This window comes from Marinobacter sp. LV10MA510-1, from assembly GCF_002563885.1.
In the GTDB taxonomy this organism is placed as follows: domain Bacteria; phylum Pseudomonadota; class Gammaproteobacteria; order Pseudomonadales; family Oleiphilaceae; genus Marinobacter.
The window spans coordinates 4,171,834-4,196,088 of sequence record NZ_PDJA01000001.1 but is presented as its reverse complement, the minus strand read 5'-3'; the positions used below and the strand labels follow the sequence as shown (position 1 = coordinate 4,196,088).

Genomic DNA, 24,255 nt, shown 5'->3' with positions numbered 1-24,255 from the left:
ATTCCGTTGAAACAATAGTCCCAATTACTGGATACGCAAGCGCGTACCGGATGACCTCCGCCCCATCATCGGCCAGCGAGAGATCAAGCGCTCACTGAAAGCGCCAGACCCCAAAGAAGACAGAAGTCGCGTTCTCATCGCCTTAGCAGAGATTGAGCAGGAGCTGGCCGCCTATCGAGCTGCATACGCTCAGCTATTCGGTGATGCCGATTGGTCGCCACCAAGTTACACAACCGCCAACATTGACCAGTCCTTAAACCTCCCTGAACTATTCACCCGGTACGCTTAAGGCATGAACCTCGCTCCGAGAACAGCTGGCGGCTGGCGGACGTATATTTTGAGAGCGTACAACTTCCTCAAAGGCAAGCCTGCTTCAGTCGTTACCAGACAAGATATCCGGGCATTCGCTGAAGCACTCCAACAGGGAGACATAAGGGCAAACCCTAAGGGGCGGGCACTAGCTGCGAAATCCATCAATGACAACTGTCTAATCGCCCTGTCCAATGTCTACAGTTTGGCAATGAAAGAGGAGATACTGTCCAGCGATCCAACCAAGGGGATCAGCGTCAAAGCAAGTGTTGCGGAATCACGGCCTATTCAGGCATACACAAGAGAGCAGGTAGTCGCAATACTCCAAAGTACTAGATTCCCTAAAAGACAAAGGGTTAAGCAAGCGACAGCCAATATCAGACGCTGGGCGCCATGGCTTTGTTCCTTCACTGGCGCCCGTATCAGCGAGGTTCTATGGCTACGGAAACGCGCAATCATCGAAAGGAACAGCAATGCGTCAGCTTCTCTACAGGTATGTAGACACCACAGCTTGGAACAGAAAAGGGCTATCCCCCTTCAACTTTGCAATATGCGTACTGATCATTGTCTCGGTCTTGCTGGCGGTCATTGAGACCGAGCGTCCGATTAGAGAGGCTTACCCATACTTCTTTGTGATATCAGAGCGCATTCTGTTTGCACTGTTTGTCATTGAGTATGGCCTCCGGGTATACGTTGCCTCCGAGAACCCAAAGTACGCCGGGGCATTTGGGCGGCTCCGCTACATGAAATCCGGATGGGCTATTTTCGATTTACTAGCACTGCTATCGTTCCTTGCGCCTTTCGTCTCTAACTCTCTGGCCTTCTACTTCAGGCTGACCCGCATATTCAGGATTCTCCGAGTATCTCGACTCGGTCGCTTCACACAGGCCTGGGACCTGCTTTGGGAAGCTACCGCCAGACGCAAGTTCGAGCTGCTCATGAGCGCGACCATCGCCTTTATCCTGCTGCTCGTCTCCAGCGCGTTTCTTTATCTGTTTGAGGCAGAGCTGCAACCTGAAGACTTTGGAAGTATCCCAAGGGCTCTCTGGTGGAGCGTTGCTACTTTAACAACCGTGGGATACGGAGACGTCACACCAATCACCGCTGCTGGTAAGTTCTTTGCCAGTCTCACGGCTATTTCAGGCATCGGTATTGTCGCAATGCCAACCGGGATACTCGCTGCTGCATTCAGTGATGCCTTCCAAACCCGACAGGAAGCAGATCAGTAACTATTCAGCTCAAATTTTCTAAAAAAGTTCTTGACAGGGTTTTGGCCCCAATTTTATGAATTTAGGCCACACTCAACGCAAACCCATTAAGCGACGCGCAAAGCCTCCAAGAGCCCTTCACGGCCCTTTCGTTTTGTTGTCCATCCCCGGGGCGACGTCGATTTGAAAAACCCCGTCAAATCCGCGCTCAGGACGAAAAATTCGACCTGAAAAAGTCGTGCGATGATAATGAATCACTCGACGGTACTCAGACCCATGAAGATCAGTAACATTGATGTCGACGCTGCGCTGGCAAACGTCAGACAACAACTCCAAGCAGACACAACCGTCGCGCCTTCCATGCGGACGGCCATCGACTTGCTGATTGTGCTGGGTATTATTACGATGGGGTTTATCAGCTTTGGCCTTTGGGTTCATCACATGTTTACCGTGGGCATTCCGCAACTGGCCCAGGCCTTCTTCTCGATGGCCAGCATGCTGGTGGCGATTCCCACGGCGATCCAAATTTTTGCCTGGCTGGCGACACTGTGGCAGGGCAAAGTGGTGTTTCACCTGCCGATGCTGTGGATCGTCGGATTTCTGGTGGTCTTTGTGTGCGGCGGGCTGAATGGCGTGATTCAGCCGTTCTGGGTGTATACCCTGGGCGTTTTCTGGCTCAGTTTCGCTGTGTTTTTGTTGTTGCCGATGGCATGGGGGGCACAATGAAGCCCTCACCGTTTCATCCGGTAAACCTGGTGCTGGGGCTGATTATATGGGCGCTTTGGTTCGTGCTGCTCTATGGCGGTTTGTCGGTCGCCTGTGCCTTCGCACCTCTGGATGCTGAAGCGGGTGCCTGGACCTGGGTAAATGCGGCTTCGCTGATATTGGCGTTCATCGTGGCGGGTTATCTTTTGGCGTGTGCCTACGGATGCTGACGATGCCAGGTGTCTTTCTGCCACCGTGTGTTTGAGTCTGCGCAATGGGCCGTGGCGCGGTGCGGCGCTGCTTGGCCTGAGCGAACCTGCCTTTGGCCATAGCCCAATAACCAGTGGAGGCGCAGAGCAGCTAACAGCCGTGCTCGGGCTAGGCATCTTCGGCCTTGTCTGGTTAGCGTATGTGACAGGTGCACGGCGGGTAGCGCCTCATTGGCCGCAAGCCCTGAGCTTTCACAGCACCATGGTTGTCAGTTTTCTCACCATATGGGGACCGCTTGACCATTGGGCACAAAGCAGCGCCGCAGCCCACATGGTTCAGCACATGATGTTCATGGTGGTGATTGCGCCTTTGTGGGTACTGTCGAGGCCCCTGCCCCAACTTGCTGCAGGGAGCGGGCGATTGCTGACACGCCTGTGGCAGCCCATGCTTAAACTGGTTCAACATCCGGTTTATATGGCGTACATCCATGGTGGGATGATCTGGTTCTGGCACATTCCTCAGTTTTACCGTCTGGCCCTTGAGAACCCCTGGTGGCATCTGGTAGAGCACGGGTGTTTTCTGGCCACCGCTGGCCTGTTCTGGTGGTCGGTACTGAAATGCCCCCGGCGCACCGTGGGCTGGGCCTTGCTTGCACTGCTGTTAACTCTGATGCATACCGGTTTTCTGGGGGCAATGCTCACCTTCGCTCAGAGCCCTTTATACGGAGCCGGGCGCAGCCTGCAGGACCAGCAGCTGGCAGGGTTAATTATGTGGGTTTTGGGAGCTATACCGTATTTACTTGGCTCCGGCTGGATAGGCTGGCGGATGTATCAGCAATTGCAGCGTCGTTGGTAATGGAATTTTTACACCAACGAAAAACCCGCATCGGCGGGATATTCCGCATTTCCAGCGTACAGCTGACAGGTGTTCCCATGATCGGGTTGGTAATCCGGGCTACATCCCGACGGAACTGATAGGCAATGAAGCGCCCGCCCTCAGCCAGGTTGCCCTTCACCGCCTGAGCCACCCGGCAAGCAACGGCTTCCGGCATTTTCGAAAAGGGGATGCCAGAGATAACCACATCCGGTTTGCCCATGTGGTGCAACGCCAGAATAGCTGCGAGATCCTCAGCGCTGCCCAGGTGGCGGGTGAATCGTGGGTCTGCGATCTCGCCGAGCAGTTCATGAAAAAAGGGGCTCAACTCAATTGAAAGCAGTTGTGCATCCTGGCCCAGGTGCCGCAGAAACGCTCGCGTGGTTCCACCGGTGCCGGGTCCAAGCTCCACTACCCGCCTGGCGGCGGACAAGTCCGATGCCTCGATGATCCGCTGCTCAAGGAATCGCGAACTGGGGACAACAGAGCCCACCTGGCTGGGTTTTCGCAAAAATTCACGGAAGAACGCCGCTGGATTCTTTCTCCGGTTTGAATCGTACTTCGGACCACCCGTTTCCCTGTCCATAGTGTTCTCTCGACCTAGTAGTGTTCTCTCAACCTTAGTAGTTTTCTCTCAACCTCGTAGTGTTCTCTCAACCTCGTAGCGTTCTCTCAACCTCGTAGTGTTCTATCAACCTTGCCGTCGCGCCCCCACCGAGCTGATGTCGGTATTGTTCAGCATCCAGGCAACGGCAGCGGCGGCCTGTTCCAGCCGTGCAGTAAAATGAAGGCCGTAAACACCGGAGCGAACGAGAGCCCGGGGCTTTAATTTTGCGCCAGGCACCCCCATTAACAGAGAAGCACGTCGACCATACACGCCCTGGGGCAGCTCAAGGGTCAACTCGGCGTCACCGACGCTCAGGCGGTTGGTGGTACCGGTGCATTATTAAAGCTGGCGCAAAACCAGCTCGGCACCGGCGCTATGAGCTCGCTCACGAGCGAAGCCCCGGGCCTGTCCAGCCTGTTGGGTGGAGGCAGCAGTCTGGGCAAAAGCCTGCTGCCTAATATTTCGTCCATGAGCGGAGTGCAGTCGACCTTCTCGGCGCTGGGCATGAACAGCGCCATGATTCAGCAATTTGTACCGATTGTTTTGGGCTTCCTGGGCGAGCAAGGGATTAGCTCATCGTTGCTTGGCCAGTTAAAGGGCCTTTGGGCGCCTGCAGGGTGAATAGCTGAGTAGCTGGGATAAATATTAATTGAGCTGAAAGCGCACCAAAGTCACAGCCGCTGGAGCTCCGGCACAGCCTATTTCACCAAAACCCGTTAGTGCTTTGGGTGCATCAGGTCTGCCTCGGCAACGCGGCCTTTTGCAGAGCTCTACCGATGGCCTGATAGGCCTTTTCAGCATCTTGAAGCGTAACGTAATCTTTGGCACAAACCGCCACAACCAACGCATCCTCGGGTGTTTGCGGATTCAGTACACCGATGTCACAAGACCGGGCTACCTGAGTTCCGGTCTTGTGGGCGAAACGAACGCCCCTGGGCATCCCACCCGCAATCCGGTGATCGCCCGTGGTGATCTCTGAGAGATAACCAATTAGACGCTCAGTGTGGGCTTCATTCAAAAGTTCGCCCTTCACCAGTTGCTCAAGTAGCCGCCCGAAAGATTCAAGGCTGCCTGAATTGATGCCCCGCTCATAATAGCGCTCGAAAGCTTGGTGAATACCCTCCGCTTTTGCCTCTGCCGGTGTTACGGACAGTTTTTCAAGCAACATGGTGTATCGCGCCTGATAGCTGTCTGCAATTTTCAGCTCGATGAAATCGCGATTGCTGAGTTTGGAGACACTGGGGTGTACTTCACTGTAAGCATCGTAACGTACCTGCAGAATAGTAGTAATGGGACCCATGCCCTCAGGGGCCATTGACTGGGTTTGTTCATTGAAGGAATCCTCGCCGAGAAAGCGCATCAGCATATCGGTTGCAGTGCTGTCACTGTCTTCAATCGAACGTCTGTTGAGCTCTTCCAGACTGTATTGGGCACCGGGGTCTACCCACAAAAGATCGCCACTGCCATCAACATAATCCGAGTCGCGGAGCGTGAGCTTCTGCTCGAGATCCAGGCCCTCATTTTCCGCCCGTTGCATCAAAGCTATTGCGAGCGGGATCTTTACGGTGGATGCGAGATACCAGTCCTGCCCGGTGTTGTAAGCGACCGTTTGATCATCAGACAGGTGCCTCACGTACACGCCCAGCTCCCCCGAAAAGGCCGCATCAATCCCTTCTATGTCTTCTTTCAGCGATGCTGACCAGTCATCGCTCTGAGCCATCGCCAGGGAGCTGAAGGCAAAAAGGGTAACTACCATTGCGCTCAGGTGCGTCAATGTTTTCCGATGTTTCATGGGCTCTCCTGTTGAGGGGGCGGCAAACCGCGATCGCCTATATGCTGAGCTTTGGCTTTCCATACTGTCAATCAAACGCCCATTACAAGACATTACAGCCTATGGCTATCCAGTCCTGAAAACACTAATGTCTGACTGATTAAATACGCACATGGAGGGACGAAGTGACACAAACCGGTGGTCGGATTGACAGCTTGGATGCTCTGCGAGGTTTTGCAATCCTCGGCATCCTTCTGATCAACATTCAGGTGTTTTCCGGTTGGGGTTTTGTCGCGCTGGAAACGAGGCAGGCACTGACCTGGTCCGAATGGGATCAATCCATAGGCGTCTGGCTGGACACCTTGGTGCGCACCAAATTTTTCAGCCTGTTCTCACTGTTGTTTGGCTACAGCTTTATGATGCTGGCCCAGAAGATCGAGCAGGGGCCCGTGCGCTATCATCTCAGGCGCATGCTGGGGCTGCTGGTTATCGGTACGGTCCATTCTTTATTGTTTTCACCTTGGGATATTCTGATGCTCTACGCCGTGATGGGGGTATTTCTCGGGGCATTCCTAAACGCACGGCCGGGAGCTCTTGTCATCTGGGCCTTTGGGCTGCTGCTAGCGGTGGGGGTTGCGCTCTGGCTCGGGCCTCAACTGGGGCTACCGGCGGGCCGGGGAGAACTGGCGCTTCGGCTGCTGCAGGAAAACGTTCCCGCTCTCAGCGGAAGCAGTTATTTTGAGGTTATCAGGGCCAATGCTTATCTGAGTGTCAGCGTGCTGATGGATCGGCTGGAAGGTTTACGCCCACTTCGCGTGCTTGCGATGTTCCTGCTCGGCGCCGCTGCGGCGCGGCTGCACCTGGCTGAAAGCAATACCGGGCATATCAAGCTGCTGGCGGCAGTGGCCGCTGCCGGACTTGGGGCGGGTGTTGCACTTGCCATGGCTGGTGCAGGTGTTCAAACCGAAACCACGACCGGACGGTTTATAGCAATTGCAGAAGATGTCGCCAGCCCGCCACTTCTTGCCATGGGTTATGGAGCCATTCTGTTGCTATGGTGGCGCGGCAACGGCATCTTCACACGTGGAGTTCGCTCGGCGTTTGCTCCGGTTGGCCGAATGGCAATGACAAACTACGTTCTGCAATCGGCGGTGTGCATCAGCATATTCTACGGTTTTGGTGGCGGCCGGTTTGCCACCATTTCCCTCGCCGGGTTAATGCTGTTTTCCGTCGTGCTCTTTATGACGCAGATGATCGTCAGTGCGATCTGGCTCAGGCTGTTTAACTACGGCCCGCTGGAATGGCTCTGGCGTTGGCAGGTGAAAGGCAAGCGGCCGCATCTGCTCAAAAAATAAATCCGGCCTTCTTTTCGCGATGTTTTAATCAGCGCAAAGCCGTTTCAGTGACTAAACTACAGTGAAATAAATGGTTATCAGGAGCGCCACATGCAAGCACTGAATCGCTATGCTTATCCCCACCGACTACTCCACTGGTTAGTGGCTGGCACGGTGTTGCTCTCCTTAGCCAGCGGCTTAACCCTGGGCTTCCTCGGTTTTGACAGCGCCGTCGACTTGATGGGCCAAACGCTGACGAACGTGCTATACGGTGGTCATAAGACGCTAGGGGTGTTGATATTACTGCTGATGATACTGCGTGTTATTACGCGCCTGGCCTTTGCGGTGCCAGATCATGTCCCGCCCCTGAATACCTTTCAGAGAATCGTCAGTAGCAGCGTCCATCACCTGCTCTATTTAGCGCTAATTGCCCAGCCGTTAATCGGCTGGGCAGCTACAGCCAGCGGCGGCTTCCCGGTGGAATTCTTCCTCTGGCAGTTGCCTGGGTTCATTGGCAAGGATGAACCGCTCTCTGAGCTGCTCTATATGCTGCATGAATGGCTGGGCTGGATCATTTTAGCGTTGGTGGTGCTGCACGTGTCTGGTGCGATCTTCCACTGGAAAATCAAGCGCGATAACGTTATGAAGCGTATGAGCCTGTTCGATTAAGGGTAATGAACTGTCTTTTTCAGCTTAGCAATGCTCACCACGGCAGCGGATCAGGAGCGTCAGGCAGCCTTTACCGGAAGAACAGTCTGGAATTCGCAATTGTCTACTCCAGAATTTTGCTCATACCGAACCTGATCCGTTATGACTCTGTGATTAACGGACTGGTCTGGCGCAGCCACACATATGGCAAGTGGTTTCGCCGGTTGCTGACGTTTTTGATGACGCGCTTTGAACTTTTGTGTCCTCATTTGTGTCCTCAGGGTCAGGTCTTGCGTTTTGCCTCCATAATAATCTGGCCCCTCAACTCAACCCCATGCTATAAACTAATCCAGGAGTCTGCACGGGGCATCCATGTCTTCATGAAGCACACGAACCACCAAAATTTCTGAAACGAGTACCCGATAAAAAACGTCATGATGCTCAATTCGGATTTTTCGATAACCGGGGAGAATATGACTGCAATCAACACCCAGCGATGGGTGTACTGTTAAATGCCCCATCCCGGTTTCAAGCTGATCAAGATAGTCGTCAGCTTGCTTCACACCCCAGGCATCGGCGGTGTACAACCAAATGCTGACGAAATCTGATTCTGCCTGAGGCGTGACTCTTAGCGTCAGAGTCATTCTGCAACCGTTGATTTGGCACGCGCTGCCTTTTTAACGGCTGCCATGTTGAGCGACCTGGGAGCTCCACTCGCCTCTCCATCTTTCAGGGCCTGACGTAGAGTGGCAATACGTTCTTGTGATTGTTGATCGCGGCGAATGAGATCGCGAATGTACTCGCTGTCGTTGCCGAAATTTCCGCTCTTAATCTGGCCCTTGACCCAATGGTCTTGCTGTTCTGTCAACGTGATTGTCTTGCGATGCATGCTCATAAGTGTCAAAACTCCAAGGCGTTTCGTATGACAATATCATACCCTCGAGAGCACAAACTTCAAGCTGTGATAGCCTCTTCGTGTCACCCAAAGCTGGTCCAGCTTTGATCAGAATGTTAATGGTAACGCCGTCGACAAATCAAAGCCCAACCCCTACCTGAAACTCATGGCCTCCGGAGCAACAAGTAGCCAACCAAAGGCGCCCACATTTGCCAGAACCGCCAGCCAGAACACAAACCGATAACTGCCTTTCCGCGTTTTATGTCGAAAAATCTGCTGGGCCATCAGCGCACCGGGCCAGCCGCACCCGCTACCCAGACACCTGCGTCCATGCGGGCGCCGATCTGTGCTGCTCCCGCATATTGGAAACGCACTGCCCCTGGCCGCCCCTTATTGTCGCTGCCAACGCTGTACGTCACCTTGCGATTGGAAACCGGGCGACCCCGGCCCGCATAAGTGCTGATATGAGCAAAGACCCGTTCACCACCGCCCTCCGGCGTAATGAAACCAAACCCCTTGGCGTCGTTTCACGCGGTCAGTAATCCTGTCTAATTCAATGCACGTCTCCCTTTAAAACCTGATACCGGGCACACGCCTTGTCCTTGTCTCGCAAAAGACGCGCATCCTGATTACCAATAACAGCCTGAAGACAAAATACTCAAAACCGATGTGGGTGCCGCTGAAAACCACCTGAGCAAGGATGAATTGGATTCCCTGGGCAGAATAGTCAACGCCTATCTTGAGCTGGCAGAAGACCGCGCTAAGCGTAAAATACCGATGACGATGGAAGACTGGGCGAAACGCCTGGATGCTTTTCTGAAGTTTGATGAACGCGAAATCCTGCAAAACAGCGGCACGATCAGCGCCGCGTTGACCCAAAGCTGAACGAAAATGAGGAACGATGGAATTCACCTTTCTGGGCACGTCTGGCGGAACGCCGACACGTTCACGCAACGTAACCGCCCTGGCCCTGTCGCACTCTGGCCACAAACCCTGGTACCTGGTGGACTGTGGCAAAGGCACCCAGCACCAACTGCTTCGCGCTCACTACTCCCTGATGCAATTGCGGGCGATATTCATCACCCATATCCACGGCGACCACACCTTCGGCCTGCCGGGGCTGCTCACTAGCGCCTCCATGCTGGGCCGCACAGAACCTTTGGACATCGTCGCCCCCGTCCAAACTCAACGCTTCATCAACGCAACGCTTGAAAACAGCGACTCCAGCCTCGGCTATACCCTGAACTTCATCGATTCCGAAGCAGCGGATTTTTACTGGCAGGATCAAAACTTCGGGGTGACGAACGTGGCGTTGTCCCATCGAGTACCTTGCCGTGCCTACGTGTTCACTGAGCGCAACATTGAGCGACAACTGTTGCAGGACAAGCTGAACGAAGACGGCATCGAGCCCGGACCCAACTGGGGGGAGTTGCAGAAAGGCAATGACGTGACGCAGAAGGATGGCCGCCTGCTAAGGAGTGCCGATTACACACAAACGCCCCGCGTTGCCCGCCGCCTGATCGTCGCCGGCGACAATGACGACCCTACCCTGCTGACCGGCGCCTGCAAAGGCAGCCATGCGCTGATTCACGAAGCCACCTACACTCAGGACGTGGCCGATCGGGTTGGGCCCTGGCCCCAGCACAGCTCCGCAGAACAGGTGGCCCGGTTTGCTCAACAGGCCCAGTTGCCTAACCTGGTACTTACCCACTTCAGCTCGCGCTACCAGTCCGCGCCGGGCGTCACACCCAACATCAACCAATTGGCAGCCGAAGCCATGCAACACTATCGGGGGCCGCTATTTATGGCCCGGGATTTCGACGCTTACCGGCTGGAGAAAGACTTGTCGCTGATATGTCTGAGCGCATAAGCGTGCAGGCAACCCCCATAGCCCGCTCCGCTTTGACTTGCTCAAGCGTAGCATCAGACTAATATAGTGGCGTTGACGAATGCATGACGCTACTAACGAACGGAACCAACGATATGAGCGCACGCCTCTCTCCAGAAGTAGAGCAGCCAGAACTAGAGCAGCCAAAAGTAGAGCAACCAAAAGCACAGCAACCAAAAGCACAGCCGCAAAAACAGGAACGGGTACTGATCGATATCGAGGACGGGATTGCCACGGTAACCTTGAACAGACCAGACAAATACAACGGTCTGGACATGCCCATGTTCGATGCCGTTACTAAAGCCGCCAAAACGCTGAAAAAAGACCGCAGCGTGCGCGTTATTATTCTGTGTGGCGCAGGCGAGGCTTTCTGCTCCGGCCTGGACATAAAAACCGTTTCCCGAAACCCGGTGAACTTCCTCAAACTACTTTTCAAGCCAGGGCGCAAGATCAGTAATCTCGCCCAGGATATTGGATACCTCTGGCGCGACGTGCCTGCGCCGGTTATTGCCGTTACCCACGGTTACTGCTTTGGCGGCGGTTTGCAGATTGCATTGGGGGCCGATTTCCGATTCTCTAGCGCCGACTGCGAGTTCTCGGTTATGGAGAGTAAGTGGGGACTGATCCCAGACATGAGCCTGGCGGTGACCCTGCGCGAACTGATCCCTATCGATCTTGCCAAAGAGCTAACCATGACCGCGCGTCGCTTCAATGGCACCGAGGCAAAGGCGATGGGGCTGGTTACCCGAATCAGCGATGACCCGATGGCTGACGCTCTTACCTTTGCCCGAGAACTAACGGAGCGGTCTCCGGATGCTGTTGCAGCCAGCAAACTGTTGTTTAACCGCAGTTGGAACGCAACCGACAAGGTGGCACTGGATTGGGAAACGAAACTGCAAAAAAAGATTCTCGGCCGGGCCAACCAGCGCATTGCGGTAGCCCGGAATACGAGTTCTCCCGAGAAGCCTTGGCAGAATCGCCGGGAGTTGTGATCGGGTATTAAGCGGCCAGCGCGGCTGCTCCCGTAAAAAAGTTCGAAACAGCATTCACTGCGATAGCACCGATTCCAAACAGCAGAACCAGAAAAATCAGGCCAAGTATTCAACACCAGAGTCAGAAAGCTTCAGAAATTTAGCACTCACAAGCTGGTTAAGCTCTTTCTGAATCGCCATTTCATGTTTTAACGTCCTTTGTTTTAACGCATTGTGCCACGGCACGTCTGGGAACACAGTTCAATAAAACCCAACCGAAAAATAAATCTGTCCTGTTTTTCTGTTGCGACATGCGCTACCGCGATAACTGCTACACTGGCGACAAATCATACATGCTGACCCAACTCCAGAGGGGGTAGCACCTTGCAGGGAAGCGTCAACACTTACTGCAGTGTATCGTTATAAACCAGCTGCCTGAACATCGACAGGCCTGCGGCAAAAGGGTAGTTTTTGCTCTATCAGGAACTTGCCGAAGTATTTCTCATGAGACAGGGCATTGCCAAGGCTCACCGGGATGAAACCATGGAGTCCGTATGAACAAGCCTTCGGCAAATCAGAACCCGGAACAAAAGGCTCGTGACCGGATAGACAAGCAGCTTATTGCAGCTGGCTGGCTGGTACAGGATAAGAAATCGATCAACCTGAACGCTGGCCCCGGAATAGCCGTCCGTGAATACCAGACCGACGTTGGCCCAGCGGACTATGTATTGTTTGTGGCTAAACAAGCCGCTGGCGTGATCGAGGCCAAGCCGGAAGATTGGGGCCATAAGATTACTATGGTTGAGGATCAGTCGCAGGGTTATGCCAATGCGACCCTGAAATGGGTCAACAACCCAACAGCCCTGCGTTTTGTATACGAAAGCACCGGTGTCATTACCCGGTTCACCGACGGCGGAGATCCTGCCCCTCGCTCACGCGAAGTCTTCAACTTCCACCGGCCAGAAACCCTGGCAGAATGGTTGAGTCAACCCGCAACCTTGCGAGCCAGCTTGCAACAGCTTCCGCCACTGGTTCATGACGGCCTGCGCGACTGTCAGATTACCGCCATCACCAATCTGGAAAAATCCTTCAAGCAGGACAAGCCCCGCGCCCTGGTACAAATGGCCACCGGCTCCGGCAAAACCTTTACCGCCATTACTGCCACCTACCGGCTGCTGAAATACGCAGGCGCCAAACGCATCCTGTTTCTGGTGGACACCAAAAACCTCGGTGAACAGGCCGAGCAGGAATTCATGGCCTTCCTGCCCAATGACGACAACCGCAAGTTCACCGAGCTGTACAGTTTACAGCGGCTCAAATCGTCTTTTATGGCCACCGACACCCAGGTCAGCATCAGCACCATCCAGCGCATGTACTCCCTGCTCAAGGGTGAAGAGCTGGATGAAGCCACCGAGGAAAGCCCGCCGAGCGGCGCCAATCTTTTGAACAAAACCCCGCTGCCAGTGGTGTATAACCAAAAGATACCGCCGGAGTTCTTCGATTTTATCGTCATCGACGAATGCCACCGCTCGATCTACAACCTTTGGCGCCAGGTGATTGAATACTTTGATGCCTACCTGATTGGCCTCACGGCCACCCCGGATAACCGTACCTTCGGCTTCTTCAACAAAAACGTAGTCAGTGAATACGATCACGAAAAAGCCGTGGCCGATGGCGTCAACGTGGGTAATGAAATCTATGTCATCGAAACCGAAAAGACCAAACAGGGCGGCACCCTCACCGCCCAGCAGCAGATTGAAAAGCGCGAACGCCTGACCCGCAAAAAACGCTGGGAGATTCAGGACGAAGACGAAGCCTACACCGGCAAGCAGCTCGATCGGAATATCGTAAACCCGGACCAGATCCGCACCGTGATCCGCACCTTCAAAGAAAAACTACCGGACATATTCCCCGGCCGCTTTTTAAATGGAAAGCACGAAGTACCAAAAACCCTCATCTTCGCCAAAACCGACAGCCACGCCGACGACATCATCAACTCCGTACGCGAGGAGTTTGGCGAGGGCAACCAGTTCTGTAAAAAGATCACCTACAAGATCGAGGAAGACCCGAAATCCGTGCTCGCTCAATTCCGTAACGATTACTACCCGCGCATTGCCGTCACCGTAGACATGATTGCCACCGGTACCGACGTTAAACCACTGGAATGCTTGCTGTTCATGCGCGACGTAAAAAGCCGCAATTACTTTGAACAGATGAAAGGCCGAGGTACTCGGACCCTGGATGCCGACAGCCTGAGGAAGGTTACACCCTCCGCCACGACGGCCAAAACCCATTATGTGATTGTCGATGCCATCGGCGTCACCAAATCCCTGAAAACCGCCAGCCAGCCGCTGATCACCAAACCCGGGGTCTCGCTGAAAAATCTCGCCATGGGCGTTATGATGGGCCAGCACGACGAAGACACCGTCAGCTCGCTAGCCGGTCGCCTGGCACGGCTCGACAAACAACTGGACGACAAAGAGCGCGCCCGCATCAACGAAAAAGCCGGGGGCAAACCGCTGCTGTTGATTGTTGGCGGACTCTTCAACGCTATCAACCCGGACACCATCGAACAAACAGCCCTGACCCTCGCCGGGCAACCAGAAGGCACCAACCCCGGTGACAGCGCCCGTGATCAGGCCCGCGAACAACTGGTCGGCCAGGCCGCCAATGTATTCAACGGCGAACTGGTGGAACTGATCGACAGTATCCGCCGCGATAAAGAACAAACCCTCGTCCACGACGACCTAGACAGTGTTATCACCGCAGAGTGGGCAGGCGACACCGAAGACAACGCCAAAGCCCTCACCCAGGAATTTGCAGACTACCTGCAAGAGCACCGCGACGACATAGAAGCCCTGAGCATCTACTTCCAGACCCCGGCCCGCCGCAGCGACATCACCTATCAGATGATCCGGGAACTGCTCGAACGCCTGCGCAGCGACCGTCCCAAGCTGGCGCCACTGCGCGTCTGGCAAGCCTACGCCCATTTGGACAACTACAAGGGCGACAGCCCCATCGGCGACCTGACTGCGCTGGTCGCCCTGCTCCGCCGCGTCACCGGGCTGGACAACACCCTTTCGACCTACGCCGCCACCGTGCGCCGCAACTTCCAAAGCTGGATCATGCAACACCACAGCGGCGCCGGTGAAAAATTCAACGAGGAACAAATGGCCTGGCTACAAATGGTCCGCGACCACATCATCAGCTCCTTTCACATCGAACACGATGATCTGGAAATGGCACCGTTTGACAGCAAAGGCGGGATGGGCCGGATGTATCAATTGTTTGGCGACGGGATGGATAATGTGATTGAGGAATTGAATCGGGAGTTGGTGGCGTGAGTGCAGAATTAAACGAGCTGGCGGATGGTTGGGTCGAATGCGTAATTGAGGACGTCGTAGGAAAAGGTGGAATATTCAAGGATGGTGATTGGGTAGAAAGCAAGGATCAAGACCCGAATGGCGATGTCAGACTAATCCAATTGGCAGATATCGGGGATGGAAGGTTTTTAGATAAATCCTCAAGATTTCTTACGAGATCAAAAGCCCGTGAATTGAACTGCACCTTTCTTAGGGCCGGAGATATTCTCGTTGCGCGTATGCCGGATCCGCTAGGCCGGTGTTGTATTTTCCCTCTGGACGAGGATGGTCGATATGTCACTGTGGTTGATATTTGTGCAATTCGATTTGGCGATTCAAGAGTTAACGCTAAATTTATGATGTACCTGATAAATAGCCCGTCTATCCGAGGAAAAATTAGCGCGCTGCAGTCCGGTTCAACTCGGAAAAGAATTTCGAGAGGCAATTTGGCAACGATTCCATTGCCGCTGCCACCTCTAAACGAACAACACCGCATCGTCGCCAAAATCGAAACCCTATTCTCCGAACTGGACAAGGGCATCGAATCCCTGAAAACAGCCCGCGAGCAACTCAAAGTCTACCGCCAGGCCGTGCTCAAACACGCCTTCGAAGGCAAGCTCACCGCGAAGTGGCGCGAACAAAACAAGGACAAACTGAAAACACCCCAACAACTCCTCGCCCGCATCCAGCAGGAGCGCCAGGCTCGCTACCAGAAACAGTTAGAAAACTGGCAGGCCAACGTCAATGTGTGGGAGACAAATGGTAAAGAAGGGAAAAAGCCGGGTAGGCCTCGGCTGATTAATGCTCTGAAAATTAGTGCAGAGCGTGATTTTGAAGTACCTGCCGAATGGGGGCTTCTGGAGCTTGGAGCGCTTGCTCATGAAAGTATCTTAGGGAAAATGCTCGATAAGGCTAAGAATAGCGGTCTTGCCCGACCCTACCTAGGCAATATCAACGTCCGATGGGGTACTTTCAACCTCGATAATCTTAAGTCTATGAAAATTGAAGAATCAGAGGTTGAGCGTTACTCGCTTGAAAGTGGCGACATAGTTATATGTGAGGGGGGTGAACCCGGCAGGTGCGCAGTTTGGCAGAACACAGGAACTCCTGTTTTCATTCAGAAAGCATTGCATCGCGTGCGCTTCACAGAGTCATACAGTTCTAGATTTGCCTTTTATTACCTGACTTACTCAACCCCGTTAGAACGTGTGGTAAAACACTTTACTGGCACAACAATCAAACACCTGACGGGCACCGGATTAAACAAAGTCCAATTTCCTGTTTGCTCCCTCGAAGAACAAATTGAAATTGTCGACATTCTGGAGGGAAAGCTCTCGCTAATAGAATCTTTAGAGAGTGAAATATATAGTCAGCTCAAGAAATCCGGCACCCTCCGCCAATCCATCCTGAAAAAAGCTTTCTCCGGCAAACTCGTCCCGCAAGACCCAAACGACGAACCCGCCAGCGCCCTGCTTGCCCGTGTTCAGTCAGAAAATGCCACACATGCCGTTAGCACTAGCAAGACGACCAATAAAAAGCTGGCAAAACCTCGAAACAAGGAAGTTAGAGATGATTGAATCCCTGTCTATTTCCCAAGTGGCAACCTACGGTAACCAATCGGAGGTGCTGAATGGGCTATCGAAGTTAAACTTTATATTTGGTTCAAATGGTTCGGGGAAAACCACGATCAGCCGGGTGATCGCAGAAGCTGATGGGCATCAGCATTGCCAGATACTCTGGAAGGATGGCACCAAGCTGCAAGCGATGGTTTACAACAGTGACTTCGTTGACGCCAACTTCAATCAGTCGGGGGACATCAAGGGGGTGTTTACTCTGGGTGAGGAACAGGTTGAAACTCTAGAGAAAATTACAGCGTCAAAATCAGAGCTGGAAGCGCTGGAAGATCAGAGACAAGGCTTGCGAAAGACCTTGAATGGAGGCAATGAATCAAGCGGTAAGAATGGGGATCTGAAGACGCTTGATGATTCGTTTAAACACAAATGCTGGGAGCAAAAGCAACGATACGATGCCAATCTGAAAGGCGCATTTGAAGGCTGTCGTAATAGTGCTGACAAATTCAAAAGTAGAGTGCTTCAGGAATCGGTCACTAATACTGCAGCATTAGTTCCGCTAGCTGCTCTGGAAAGACGCGCTGAGACGGTATTCGACAAGACTCCGAGCAGGGAGGCCTTGGTCACGTCCATCAATGTGAAAAGCTTGATAGCACCTGAAACTAATTCTGTGCTCGGAAGGCGAATTCTTGGCAAGGCAGATGTCGATATTGCGGGCATGATTAATAAATTGGGTAATAGCGACTGGGTGCGCCAAGGCCGCAGGTTTTATGATGTGAATGAAGGTGTCTGTCCCTTCTGCCAGCAAGATACAGAAGATGATTTTGCGAAGAGTTTGGCCGAGTACTTTGACGAAACCTTTGAGGCGGATAGTCAGGTGATCAGTGCCTTGGAAGTCAGTTACGAAACGGATTCTGTCCGACTCCAGGAATCTGTTGCATCAATTATTTCCAGCCCTTCTCGTTTTCTTGATATCGATAAATTGAAGTTAGAAAAACAGTTATTAGATTCCGTGATTGCCGGCAACCTCCAAATACTTGCGAGTAAAAAGAAGGAGCCAAGTCAGGTTGTGGAGATGAAAACTACTGCCAATGTACTCATAGCGATTAAGTCGTTAATTGATCAAGCTAATGCTGCAATTTCTGAGCATAACGCCACAGTTGATAATATTACTCAAGAGCATCGGACTTTAACGGCACAGTCGTGGCAATTTATTCTGGCGGAAATGAAATCTGATCTGGCGGACTATAACAAAAGGAAAAGTGGACTCGATTCCGCAATTGGGTCGCTGAGTGGGCAAATTGCAACTAAAGACAAGGAGATAAATGAGAAGGAACAGAAGATCCGGGGGCTGGAGAAGCAAACCACCAGTATTCAGCCGACAGTTGACGAGATCAATGCATTATTAAAGTCATTCGGATTTCATGGGTTTTCTCTTGCTAGCACGAGTGGTGATCGTTACTACAAGCTGGTTCGGGCGGATGGTTCAGATGCAAAGAACACGTTGAGCGAAGGCGAGCGCACCTTTGTAACATTCCTATACTTTTACCATTTGCTGAAAGGGAGCAACTCCGAAAGCGGTATTACCGATAACCGTGTGGTGGTTTTCGATGATCCGGTATCCAGCCTTGATAGCGATATTCTTTTCATTGTCAGCACTTTGATAAGGGGGCTGTTTGATGATGTTAAGTGCGGAAACGGTTATATCAAGCAAATTTTTTTACTCACCCATAATGTCTACTTCCACAAAGAAGTTAGTTTTAGTTTAAAGCGCGCCAGTGATCGAGCTTTAACTGAAGAAACATTCTGGATTGTACGGAAAGAGGGGCTGCTGTCTAAACTAATCAATCATCGATCAAATCCGATCAAAACATCCTATGAGTTATTGTGGGCGGACGTGAAAGCTCCGCCTAAATCCAGCCTGACCATTCAGAACACGCTACGCCGTATCCTTGAAAACTATTTCAAGATTCTCGGCGGTATTAACCCAGATGACATATATGCAAAATTCGAAGGACACAATAAGTTTGTCTGCAAATCTCTTTTTGCATGGGTTAATGATGGCTCCCACTCGGTGCATGATGATATTTACGTCTCGAATGGTGACACCACTGTAGAAACCTATCTGGCTATATTTAAAGAAATATTTGATAAGTCTGACCATATTGCTCATTACCAGATGATGATGGGTGAAAATTCAGAGCTGGGAGTGGCATGAACCCGACCAAACCCCAATCGCTCGAACTCTTTTTCATAGATGGCAAGCCCGACGGCATGCTCACTGCCGAAGTTTTCAACTGGACCGGCCATGTGTTGATGACCCCACGCACCCAGTTGAGCGCAGCCTTGAAGCGCGCGGAAGCCAGATATACCGGCGTCTATCTGCTGCTCGGCGAAGATGACAACGGTCCGCTAGTGTATATCGGTGAAGGCGAGGATATTGGTGACCGGATCAAAAGCCATGACACCAGAAAGGACTGGTGGACGATAGCAGTGCTGATCACCTCTGCGGCCAACAACCTCAATAAAGCGCATGTGAAGTACCTCGAGTCACGCCTAGTAGAAGAGGCCCGGCGTATTGGCAAGATCGCACTGGATAACGGCAATACGCCGCCACGCCCTTCCCTGAGTGAAGCGGCCCGCGCCAACATGGAGAATTTTCTCGAATATATCCTGATGGTGTTGCCGGCGTTGCGTATCGACAGCTTTCTGGCCAATACCCGACCTAGATCTCCTGTTCGCCTATCACCGCTGGACAACTCCGCTGAGATTGCTCCCCCTACCTTCATGCTGAACACCCCAAAGCACGGTATAGAAGCTACAGCGGTCCTGGAAAATGGCGAATTTGTCGTACAGGCAGGCTCAAAAGTCAGTTACCAGTGGAAGGGCAAAGGTACCGAAGAGACCGGTTATGCCAGGCTGTTCGCTGAACTGGTCAAGACCGGCGTTCTGATTGAACACGGTAGTGGCCGCACGTTCACCGATAATTACGCCTTCAAAAGCCCAAGCGCTACCGCGGCTGTAGTCAACGGCCGCCCTGCCAACGGCACCATTGAATGGAAGCTGACCAGCGGCAAAACCTACAAAGATTGGGAGCAGGAGAAGCTCGCCCAAGAAGTAAGCCCGGATGAATAATACTGCTTGTATATACAGCTTTTATTGCTATCGTTTGTCTGTTGAACCCCATTTGACATGGCACTCTGCACGGCGGCAGCAATGAGCAACAAACTCATCCGTAACAGCACTGCTGAGTTTCTGATTTTTACCGGGCAAGCGGGCGAGCAAAGCATCGAAGCACGGCGTGAAGATCAATCCATCTGGCTTAACCAAGAGCTGCTTGCCAAGATATTTTGCGCTGGTATCCGAACTGTCGCGACCATCTTGGATTACAGCTACAGGGGGCAGCGCTTTTGATGGCTATCCCAAGTCAGCCCAAAATCTATCACATCGTCCACGTTGATCGGCTGGCATCGATTATTGCCGATCAGGTATTGTGGAGCGATGCGCAAGTCATCGCTCGTGCGCCAGCAGGCACGACCATCGGCATGAGCGGAATCAAGCAGCGCCGTCTCACGGAGTTGACCTTGACCAGCCACCCCGATTTGAATGTGGGTGCTTGTGTACCATTTTACCTTTGCCCGCGTTCTATCATGTTGTATATGATTTATCAGAGTAACCATCCAGATCTCGGCTACAAGGGAGGGCAAGGCCCCATAATTCACCTTGAGGCAGACTTGAATGATTCTGTGGCTTGGGCTGAGGCGAATCAGCAACGCTGGGCTTTTACCCTTTCTAACGCAGGCTCGTATTACTTCGAAGATCGTTCAGACCTGTCCAGGCTGAATGAGATAAACTGGACTGCTGTTGAAGCGCGCAACTGGATGTCCTGCAAGGATGGCAAACAAGCCGAGTTCCTTCTGGAAAACTGCTACCCCTGGCACCTTGTTGAACGTGTCGGGGTATGTTCGCAGGCGATCTACACGAAGGTGGCAAATATTTTGGCCGGTGTACCCAACCGACCAGACCTGCAAATCAAACCAGACTGGTACTACTGATAATGGAGGAGGCCAAGATGATCGAATACAAAACCGGCGACATCCTGCGTGAGGACGCCGACGCCATTATCAATACCGTAAATTGTGTCGGTGTCATGGGCCGTGGGATTGCGCTTCAATTCAAAAAAGCCTTCCCAGATAATTTCAAGGCCTACGCCGCCGCGTGTAAAAATCGTCAGGTTGAGCCGGGACGTATGTTTGTCTTTGAGACCGGGCAACTGACAGCGCCACGCTACATCGTCAACTTCCCTACCAAGCGCCACTGGCGGGGTGCCAGCCGTATGGAAGACATCGATGTCGGACTCAAGGCTCTTGTCGACACGATCCACCAGTATCAGATTCAATCTATTGCTATTCCCCCTCTGGGAAGCGGCCTCGGGGGTCTGGACTGGGCAGAGGTGAAGCCGCGCATTGAGTCGGCACTGCAACTACTCCGCGATGTGCGGGTGATTGTTTATGAGCCCAAGGGCGCACCGCCTGCACAAAAGATGGTGCAGAACCGGAAGGTGCCTGAGATGACCGCCGGAAGGGCCGCGCTGGTAGAACTGGTAAACCGTTATCTTGGTGGCCTGCTGGATCCGTCCGTCACGCTGCTGGAGGTGCATAAGCTGATGTACTTCATGCAAGAGGCGGGCGAGCCACTGCGGCTAAAATATCAAAAAGCGGGCTATGGCCCGTATGCGGAGAACCTGCGCCATGTATTGAACGCGGTAGAAGGGCACCTTCTGTCTGGCTATGCCGATGGCGGCGATGCGCCAGACAAACCGTTGCAACTGGTGCCCGGTGCGGTGGACGATGCCAGCCGTTTCCTTCTGCAACACCCGGACACCCTGTCGCGGTTTGATAAAGTGGCGCAGCTGGTTGAGGGCTTTGAATCGCCCTTTGGTCTGGAGCTGCTATCCACTGTGCACTGGGTCATCAAGAAGGAGTCAGCTTCTACTCGGGAACAGGCCATCCGCCAGGTGTATGACTGGAATGATCGCAAACATCAGTTCTCAGAGCGTCAGATTGATTTGGCTGCCCGGGTATTAGAAGCGAAGGGATGGACAGAAGCCGTCTAGGGAAGCGCCATTCAACAAAGCCATGCGCTATGTGCCCTGGTGGGCTTAATCTGGATTTGCTTGACCGTTGCTCGAGGGAGATCCCCCTGAACAAGTCAGCTTAATGCTGTTCACATATACAGTGTTTTGTTATTCTTCGGCTAACCGTTATGCCAAGTGGCGCGCCGCAAGGAGGCAGCAATGAGCAATAAACTGATCCGTAACAGCACCGCCGAGTTTTTGATTTTCACCGGGCAATCGGGCGAGCAAAGCATCGAAGCACGGTATGAAGATGAATCCATCTGGCTGACGCAAAAGCTGATGGCCGAATTGTTTGGCGTTGATGTCCGCACTATCAATGAGCACCTGAGAAACATATTTAAATCCAATGAATTGGATGAGCGTTCAGTTATCCGGAAATTCCGGACAACTGCCGCAGATGGGAAAAACTACAACACCCAACACTACAGCCTCGACGCCATCATCTCTGTCGGCTACCGCGTCAACTCCCTACGAGCCACCCAGTTCCGCCAATGGGCCACTAGGGTGCTGCGCGAATTTGCGATCAAGGGCTATGTGATTGACCGCGAGCGCATGGAAAACGGCAGCTTTCTGGGTGAGGACTACTTTGAGCGTTTGCTGGAAGAGATCCGTGAAATCCGGCTTTCGGAGCGGCGCTTCTATCAGAAAATCACCGACATCTATGCCACCAGCTTGGATTACAACGGCGAGGCGCCAACCACCAAGGTCTTCTTTGCCAAGGTGCAGAACAAACTGCATTACGCCATTCATGGCCATACCGCTGCCGAACTGGTAAAGCTGCGCGCCAACAGCAGCAAGCCGAATATGGGGCTGACCAGTTGGGCCAAGGCGCCTGAGGGCAAGATTCTCAAGACCGATGTGGGTACGGCTAAAAACTACCTGAGCAAGGATGAGCTGGATTCCCTAGGCAGAATAGTGAACGCCTACCTTGAGCTGGCGGAAGACCGCGCCAAACGTAAAATCCCGATGACAATGGAAGACTGGGCGAAGCGCCTCGATGCTTTTTTGAAATTTGATGAACGCAACATTCTGCAGGACCGCGGCCGTATCAGCGCCGCGTTGGCCCGCCAATACGCCGAAAGTGAATTCGAGAGCTACCGTATCATCCAGGACCGTTTGTTCGAGAGCGACTTCGACAAACTGGTCGAAAACCGCGATAACACGGCAGATAACGACTTACCCTTGAAAGACAAAACCGATAAGGATTTAACCGAATGAGCTCGGCAAGTGCCCCGATCATCTCCAAAGTATGGAGTTTCTGCACCACCCTGCGTGACGACGGCGTTGGCTATGGGGATTATCTGGAACAGCTTACTTACCTGATCTTCCTGAAGATGGCGGATGAGTACGCCAAACCACCTTACAACCGTGATGTGGGCATTCCGGAACAGTACCGCTGGCATACACTGAAAACCAAAAAGGGTGCGGAGCTGGAAGTGCTCTACGTGGAGCTGCTACGAGCACTCGGTACCCAAAAGGGAATGCTCGGCCAGATTTTTACCAAGGCGCAGAACAAGATCCAGGATCCGGCCAAACTGTATCGCCTGATTGATATGGTGGACAGCACGCAATGGGTGGTCATGGGTGCGGACGTCAAAGGGGATATCTACGAGGGCCTGCTGGAGAAAAATGCTGAGGATACCAAGTCGGGTGCTGGCCAGTACTTCACCCCGCGTGCTTTGATCCGGGCGATGGTGGACTGTTTACGCCCGGAACCGAGCAAGACTATCGCCGATCCGGCCTGTGGCACGGGTGGGTTTTTTCTTGCGGCATACGATTTTCTGACCGATCCACAGAATTACCAGTTGGATAAGGCGCAGAAGAGCTTTATCAAGCATGACACCTTCTTCGGCAACGAGATTGTCGCCAACACCCGCCGCATGTGCCTGATGAACATGTTCCTGCACAACATTGGCGAGATTGACGGTGATAGCCTTGTGTCGCCTAACGATGCCCTGGTAGCCGCCAGCCCTCAGAGCTTCGACTATGTGCTGGCGAACCCGCCTTTCGGCAAAAAAAGCTCGATGAGCTTCACCAATGAGGAAGGCGAACAGGCAACCGATGACCTGACCTACAACCGTCAGGATTTCTGGGCCACTACTTCGAACAAGCAGCTCAACTTTGTGCAGCACATCCGCAGCATGCTGAAAACCACCGGCAAGGCCGCCGTGGTAGTACCGGATAACGTGCTGTTTGAAGGTGGTGCCGGTGAAACCATCCGCAGGAAGCTGCTGGAGAATACTGACCTGCATACCATTTTACGCCTGCCTACCGGCATCTTTTACGCCCAGGGCGTAAAGGCAAACATTCTGTTTTTTGATAACCAACCGGCCAGCCCAAGCCCTTGGACGAAAGAGGTCTGGTTTTACGATTACCGTACCAACGTGCACCACACGCTGAAGAAAAAACCCCTACGTTACGAGGATATGGCCGACTTTATCGCCTGTTACAATCCGGCGAACCGGCAGAAGCGCGCTGACACCTGGCACCCAGACACCAACCCTGATGGCCGTTGGCGCAAGTACAGCTATGACGAACTGGTTGCCCGCGACAAGACCAGCCTGGATGTGTTCTGGCTTAAAGATAAAAGCCTGACAGACCTGGATAACCTGCCAGAACCGGACGAATTGGCTGAAGAAATCATTGAGAATCTGGAGGCGGGGCTGAATAGTTTTCGGGAGGTGTTAGCAGGGCTGGGGACACCCCATTCCACCTGAAGACTGCCACCCGGACCGGAGCAAAGCTGCCACCCATCGGAGCGTAGCG

Annotated in this window: 27 protein-coding genes; 20 read left to right on the top strand and 7 right to left on the bottom strand. The window is 53.0% G+C overall.

Annotated features, from left to right (window positions below; translation table 11 throughout):
* The first annotated feature begins 31 nt into the window (after window positions 1–31).
* The 5 genes from ATI45_RS23390 to ATI45_RS20290 all read left to right on the top strand — a co-directional run bounded on the left by ATI45_RS23390 (window position 32) and on the right by ATI45_RS20290 (window position 3,287).
* Window positions 32–289, top strand: a complete 258-nt coding sequence (locus ATI45_RS23390; protein ID WP_416376597.1) for a DUF6538 domain-containing protein — start codon at window positions 32–34, stop codon at window positions 287–289.
* Between the two features lie 493 nt (window positions 290–782).
* Window positions 783–1,538: an ion transporter gene (locus ATI45_RS20305; RefSeq protein ID WP_098421370.1), complete on the top strand. Its 756-nt coding sequence runs from the start codon at window positions 783–785 to the stop codon at window positions 1,536–1,538.
* A gap of 255 nt (window positions 1,539–1,793) precedes the next feature.
* On the top strand, window positions 1,794–2,243 hold the full coding sequence (locus ATI45_RS23385) for a cbb3-type cytochrome c oxidase subunit I (RefSeq protein ID WP_416376671.1): 450 nt from the start codon (window positions 1,794–1,796) through the stop codon (window positions 2,241–2,243).
* On the top strand, window positions 2,240–2,452 hold the full coding sequence (locus tag ATI45_RS20295; RefSeq protein WP_098421369.1) for a hypothetical protein: 213 nt from the start codon (window positions 2,240–2,242) through the stop codon (window positions 2,450–2,452). The genes ATI45_RS23385 and ATI45_RS20295 overlap by 4 nt, the downstream gene beginning before the upstream one ends.
* Window positions 2,436–3,287: a cytochrome c oxidase assembly protein gene (locus ATI45_RS20290; RefSeq protein WP_228736027.1), complete on the top strand. Its 852-nt coding sequence runs from the start codon at window positions 2,436–2,438 to the stop codon at window positions 3,285–3,287. Before ATI45_RS20295 ends, ATI45_RS20290 begins: the two co-directional genes overlap by 17 nt.
* Here ATI45_RS20290 and ATI45_RS20285 read toward each other — a convergent pair.
* Both ATI45_RS20285 and ATI45_RS22090 read right to left on the bottom strand, forming a co-directional pair.
* Entirely contained in the window at window positions 3,217–3,891 is a 675-nt protein-coding gene (locus ATI45_RS20285) for a class I SAM-dependent methyltransferase (protein WP_179888438.1), read from the bottom strand. The two genes, ATI45_RS20290 and ATI45_RS20285, sit on opposite strands and share 71 nt — an antisense overlap.
* A gap of 105 nt (window positions 3,892–3,996) precedes the next feature.
* Entirely contained in the window at window positions 3,997–4,206 is a 210-nt protein-coding gene (locus ATI45_RS22090) for a hypothetical protein (protein WP_143751197.1), read from the bottom strand.
* On the opposite strand from ATI45_RS22090, the gene ATI45_RS20280 reads away from it, so the two are divergent.
* Window positions 4,177–4,533: a DUF2780 domain-containing protein gene (locus tag ATI45_RS20280; RefSeq protein ID WP_323807670.1), complete on the top strand. Its 357-nt coding sequence runs from the start codon at window positions 4,177–4,179 to the stop codon at window positions 4,531–4,533. The genes ATI45_RS22090 and ATI45_RS20280 overlap by 30 nt on opposite strands.
* Window positions 4,534–4,645: 112 nt before the next feature.
* Here ATI45_RS20280 and ATI45_RS20275 read toward each other — a convergent pair whose 3' ends face one another.
* A complete protein-coding gene (locus ATI45_RS20275; protein ID WP_098421367.1) occupies window positions 4,646–5,704 on the bottom strand; it encodes a serine hydrolase in 1,059 nt (352 codons plus the stop codon).
* Window positions 5,705–5,868: 164 nt separating this feature from the next.
* Here ATI45_RS20275 and ATI45_RS20270 point away from each other — a divergent pair, with 164 nt between their 5' ends.
* Entirely contained in the window at window positions 5,869–7,038 is a 1,170-nt protein-coding gene (locus ATI45_RS20270) for a DUF418 domain-containing protein (RefSeq protein WP_098421366.1), read from the top strand.
* A gap of 90 nt (window positions 7,039–7,128) precedes the next feature.
* Window positions 7,129–7,686, top strand: coding sequence for a cytochrome b (locus tag ATI45_RS20265; protein ID WP_098421365.1), 558 nt, complete (start codon window positions 7,129–7,131; stop codon window positions 7,684–7,686).
* A gap of 323 nt (window positions 7,687–8,009) precedes the next feature.
* Here ATI45_RS20265 and ATI45_RS20260 read toward each other — a convergent pair whose 3' ends face one another.
* The 4 genes from ATI45_RS20260 to ATI45_RS23375 form a co-directional block, all read right to left on the bottom strand.
* Window positions 8,010–8,309 (bottom strand): type II toxin-antitoxin system RelE/ParE family toxin, encoded by a 300-nt coding sequence (locus ATI45_RS20260; protein ID WP_098421364.1) that lies wholly within the window; start codon window positions 8,307–8,309, stop codon window positions 8,010–8,012.
* Window positions 8,306–8,560, bottom strand: coding sequence for a type II toxin-antitoxin system ParD family antitoxin (locus ATI45_RS20255; protein ID WP_098421363.1), 255 nt, complete (start codon window positions 8,558–8,560; stop codon window positions 8,306–8,308). The genes ATI45_RS20260 and ATI45_RS20255 overlap by 4 nt, the downstream gene beginning before the upstream one ends.
* A 153-nt stretch (window positions 8,561–8,713) precedes the next feature.
* Window positions 8,714–8,845: a hypothetical protein gene (locus tag ATI45_RS23380; RefSeq protein ID WP_098421362.1), complete on the bottom strand. Its 132-nt coding sequence runs from the start codon at window positions 8,843–8,845 to the stop codon at window positions 8,714–8,716.
* Window positions 8,845–9,063, bottom strand: coding sequence for a hypothetical protein (locus ATI45_RS23375; protein ID WP_098421361.1), 219 nt, complete (start codon window positions 9,061–9,063; stop codon window positions 8,845–8,847). The genes ATI45_RS23380 and ATI45_RS23375 overlap by 1 nt, the downstream gene beginning before the upstream one ends.
* Before the next feature lie 166 nt (window positions 9,064–9,229).
* On the opposite strand from ATI45_RS23375, the gene rhuM reads away from it, so the two are divergent.
* The 12 genes from rhuM to ATI45_RS20185 all read left to right on the top strand — a co-directional run bounded on the left by rhuM (window position 9,230) and on the right by ATI45_RS20185 (window position 24,206).
* Entirely contained in the window at window positions 9,230–9,445 is a 216-nt protein-coding gene (rhuM, locus tag ATI45_RS20240; protein WP_267283837.1) for a RhuM family protein, read from the top strand.
* Window positions 9,446–9,461: 16 nt separating this feature from the next.
* The gene (locus ATI45_RS20235; protein WP_098421360.1) at window positions 9,462–10,430 is read left to right on the top strand and encodes a ribonuclease Z; all 969 of its coding nucleotides are present in this window, start codon (window positions 9,462–9,464) and stop codon (window positions 10,428–10,430) included.
* A 113-nt stretch (window positions 10,431–10,543) separates the two neighbouring features.
* Window positions 10,544–11,440, top strand: a complete 897-nt coding sequence (locus tag ATI45_RS20230) for a crotonase/enoyl-CoA hydratase family protein (protein ID WP_228706119.1) — start codon at window positions 10,544–10,546, stop codon at window positions 11,438–11,440.
* A 533-nt stretch (window positions 11,441–11,973) separates the two neighbouring features.
* Window positions 11,974–14,763 carry a DEAD/DEAH box helicase family protein gene (locus tag ATI45_RS20225; protein ID WP_098421359.1) on the top strand — a complete coding sequence of 930 codons (2,790 nt, stop codon included), beginning with the start codon at window positions 11,974–11,976 and terminating at the stop codon, window positions 14,761–14,763.
* Window positions 14,760–16,358: a restriction endonuclease subunit S gene (locus ATI45_RS20220; RefSeq protein ID WP_098421358.1), complete on the top strand. Its 1,599-nt coding sequence runs from the start codon at window positions 14,760–14,762 to the stop codon at window positions 16,356–16,358. Before ATI45_RS20225 ends, ATI45_RS20220 begins: the two co-directional genes overlap by 4 nt.
* The gene (locus ATI45_RS20215; protein ID WP_098421357.1) at window positions 16,351–18,570 is read left to right on the top strand and encodes an AAA family ATPase; all 2,220 of its coding nucleotides are present in this window, start codon (window positions 16,351–16,353) and stop codon (window positions 18,568–18,570) included. Before ATI45_RS20220 ends, ATI45_RS20215 begins: the two co-directional genes overlap by 8 nt.
* Window positions 18,567–19,487: a GIY-YIG nuclease family protein gene (locus ATI45_RS20210; protein WP_098421356.1), complete on the top strand. Its 921-nt coding sequence runs from the start codon at window positions 18,567–18,569 to the stop codon at window positions 19,485–19,487. Before ATI45_RS20215 ends, ATI45_RS20210 begins: the two co-directional genes overlap by 4 nt.
* 81 nt (window positions 19,488–19,568) lie before the next feature.
* Complete coding sequence (locus ATI45_RS20205) at window positions 19,569–19,766, top strand: hypothetical protein (RefSeq protein WP_018403883.1); 198 nt, start codon at window positions 19,569–19,571, stop codon at window positions 19,764–19,766.
* Window positions 19,766–20,407 (top strand): DUF4433 domain-containing protein, encoded by a 642-nt coding sequence (locus tag ATI45_RS20200; RefSeq protein WP_098421355.1) that lies wholly within the window; start codon window positions 19,766–19,768, stop codon window positions 20,405–20,407. The genes ATI45_RS20205 and ATI45_RS20200 overlap by 1 nt, the downstream gene beginning before the upstream one ends.
* Window positions 20,408–20,424: 17 nt before the next feature.
* On the top strand, window positions 20,425–21,468 hold the full coding sequence (locus tag ATI45_RS20195) for a macro domain-containing protein (RefSeq protein WP_098421840.1): 1,044 nt from the start codon (window positions 20,425–20,427) through the stop codon (window positions 21,466–21,468).
* A gap of 180 nt (window positions 21,469–21,648) precedes the next feature.
* Complete coding sequence (locus ATI45_RS20190; RefSeq protein ID WP_098421354.1) at window positions 21,649–22,707, top strand: virulence RhuM family protein; 1,059 nt, start codon at window positions 21,649–21,651, stop codon at window positions 22,705–22,707.
* Window positions 22,704–24,206: a type I restriction-modification system subunit M gene (locus ATI45_RS20185; protein WP_098421353.1), complete on the top strand. Its 1,503-nt coding sequence runs from the start codon at window positions 22,704–22,706 to the stop codon at window positions 24,204–24,206. The genes ATI45_RS20190 and ATI45_RS20185 overlap by 4 nt, the downstream gene beginning before the upstream one ends.
* The last annotated feature ends 49 nt before the right edge of the window (window positions 24,207–24,255 follow it).

What these genes read in the sequence shown, in the direction of transcription:
- ATI45_RS20230 (WP_228706119.1), top strand. Translation starts at nt 10,544, where the DNA reads ATGAGCGCACGCCTCTCTCCAGAAGTAGAGCAGCCAGAACTAGAGCAG.
- ATI45_RS20200 (WP_098421355.1), top strand. Translation starts at nt 19,766, where the DNA reads ATGGCTATCCCAAGTCAGCCCAAAATCTATCACATCGTCCACGTTGAT.
- ATI45_RS20190 (WP_098421354.1), top strand. Translation starts at nt 21,649, where the DNA reads ATGAGCAATAAACTGATCCGTAACAGCACCGCCGAGTTTTTGATTTTC.
- ATI45_RS20235 (WP_098421360.1), top strand. Translation starts at nt 9,462, where the DNA reads ATGGAATTCACCTTTCTGGGCACGTCTGGCGGAACGCCGACACGTTCA.
- ATI45_RS20265 (WP_098421365.1), top strand. Translation starts at nt 7,129, where the DNA reads ATGCAAGCACTGAATCGCTATGCTTATCCCCACCGACTACTCCACTGG.
- ATI45_RS20205 (WP_018403883.1), top strand. Translation starts at nt 19,569, where the DNA reads ATGAGCAACAAACTCATCCGTAACAGCACTGCTGAGTTTCTGATTTTT.
- ATI45_RS23380 (WP_098421362.1), bottom strand. Translation starts at nt 8,845, where the DNA reads ATGGCCCAGCAGATTTTTCGACATAAAACGCGGAAAGGCAGTTATCGG.
- ATI45_RS20305 (WP_098421370.1), top strand. Translation starts at nt 783, where the DNA reads ATGCGTCAGCTTCTCTACAGGTATGTAGACACCACAGCTTGGAACAGA.
- ATI45_RS20255 (WP_098421363.1), bottom strand. Translation starts at nt 8,560, where the DNA reads ATGAGCATGCATCGCAAGACAATCACGTTGACAGAACAGCAAGACCAT.
- ATI45_RS20295 (WP_098421369.1), top strand. Translation starts at nt 2,240, where the DNA reads ATGAAGCCCTCACCGTTTCATCCGGTAAACCTGGTGCTGGGGCTGATT.
- ATI45_RS20195 (WP_098421840.1), top strand. Translation starts at nt 20,425, where the DNA reads ATGATCGAATACAAAACCGGCGACATCCTGCGTGAGGACGCCGACGCC.
- ATI45_RS20185 (WP_098421353.1), top strand. Translation starts at nt 22,704, where the DNA reads ATGAGCTCGGCAAGTGCCCCGATCATCTCCAAAGTATGGAGTTTCTGC.
- ATI45_RS23385 (WP_416376671.1), top strand. Translation starts at nt 1,794, where the DNA reads ATGAAGATCAGTAACATTGATGTCGACGCTGCGCTGGCAAACGTCAGA.
- ATI45_RS20215 (WP_098421357.1), top strand. Translation starts at nt 16,351, where the DNA reads ATGATTGAATCCCTGTCTATTTCCCAAGTGGCAACCTACGGTAACCAA.
- ATI45_RS20260 (WP_098421364.1), bottom strand. Translation starts at nt 8,309, where the DNA reads ATGACTCTGACGCTAAGAGTCACGCCTCAGGCAGAATCAGATTTCGTC.
- ATI45_RS20225 (WP_098421359.1), top strand. Translation starts at nt 11,974, where the DNA reads ATGAACAAGCCTTCGGCAAATCAGAACCCGGAACAAAAGGCTCGTGAC.
- ATI45_RS20275 (WP_098421367.1), bottom strand. Translation starts at nt 5,704, where the DNA reads ATGAAACATCGGAAAACATTGACGCACCTGAGCGCAATGGTAGTTACC.
- ATI45_RS20285 (WP_179888438.1), bottom strand. Translation starts at nt 3,891, where the DNA reads ATGGACAGGGAAACGGGTGGTCCGAAGTACGATTCAAACCGGAGAAAG.
- ATI45_RS20210 (WP_098421356.1), top strand. Translation starts at nt 18,567, where the DNA reads ATGAACCCGACCAAACCCCAATCGCTCGAACTCTTTTTCATAGATGGC.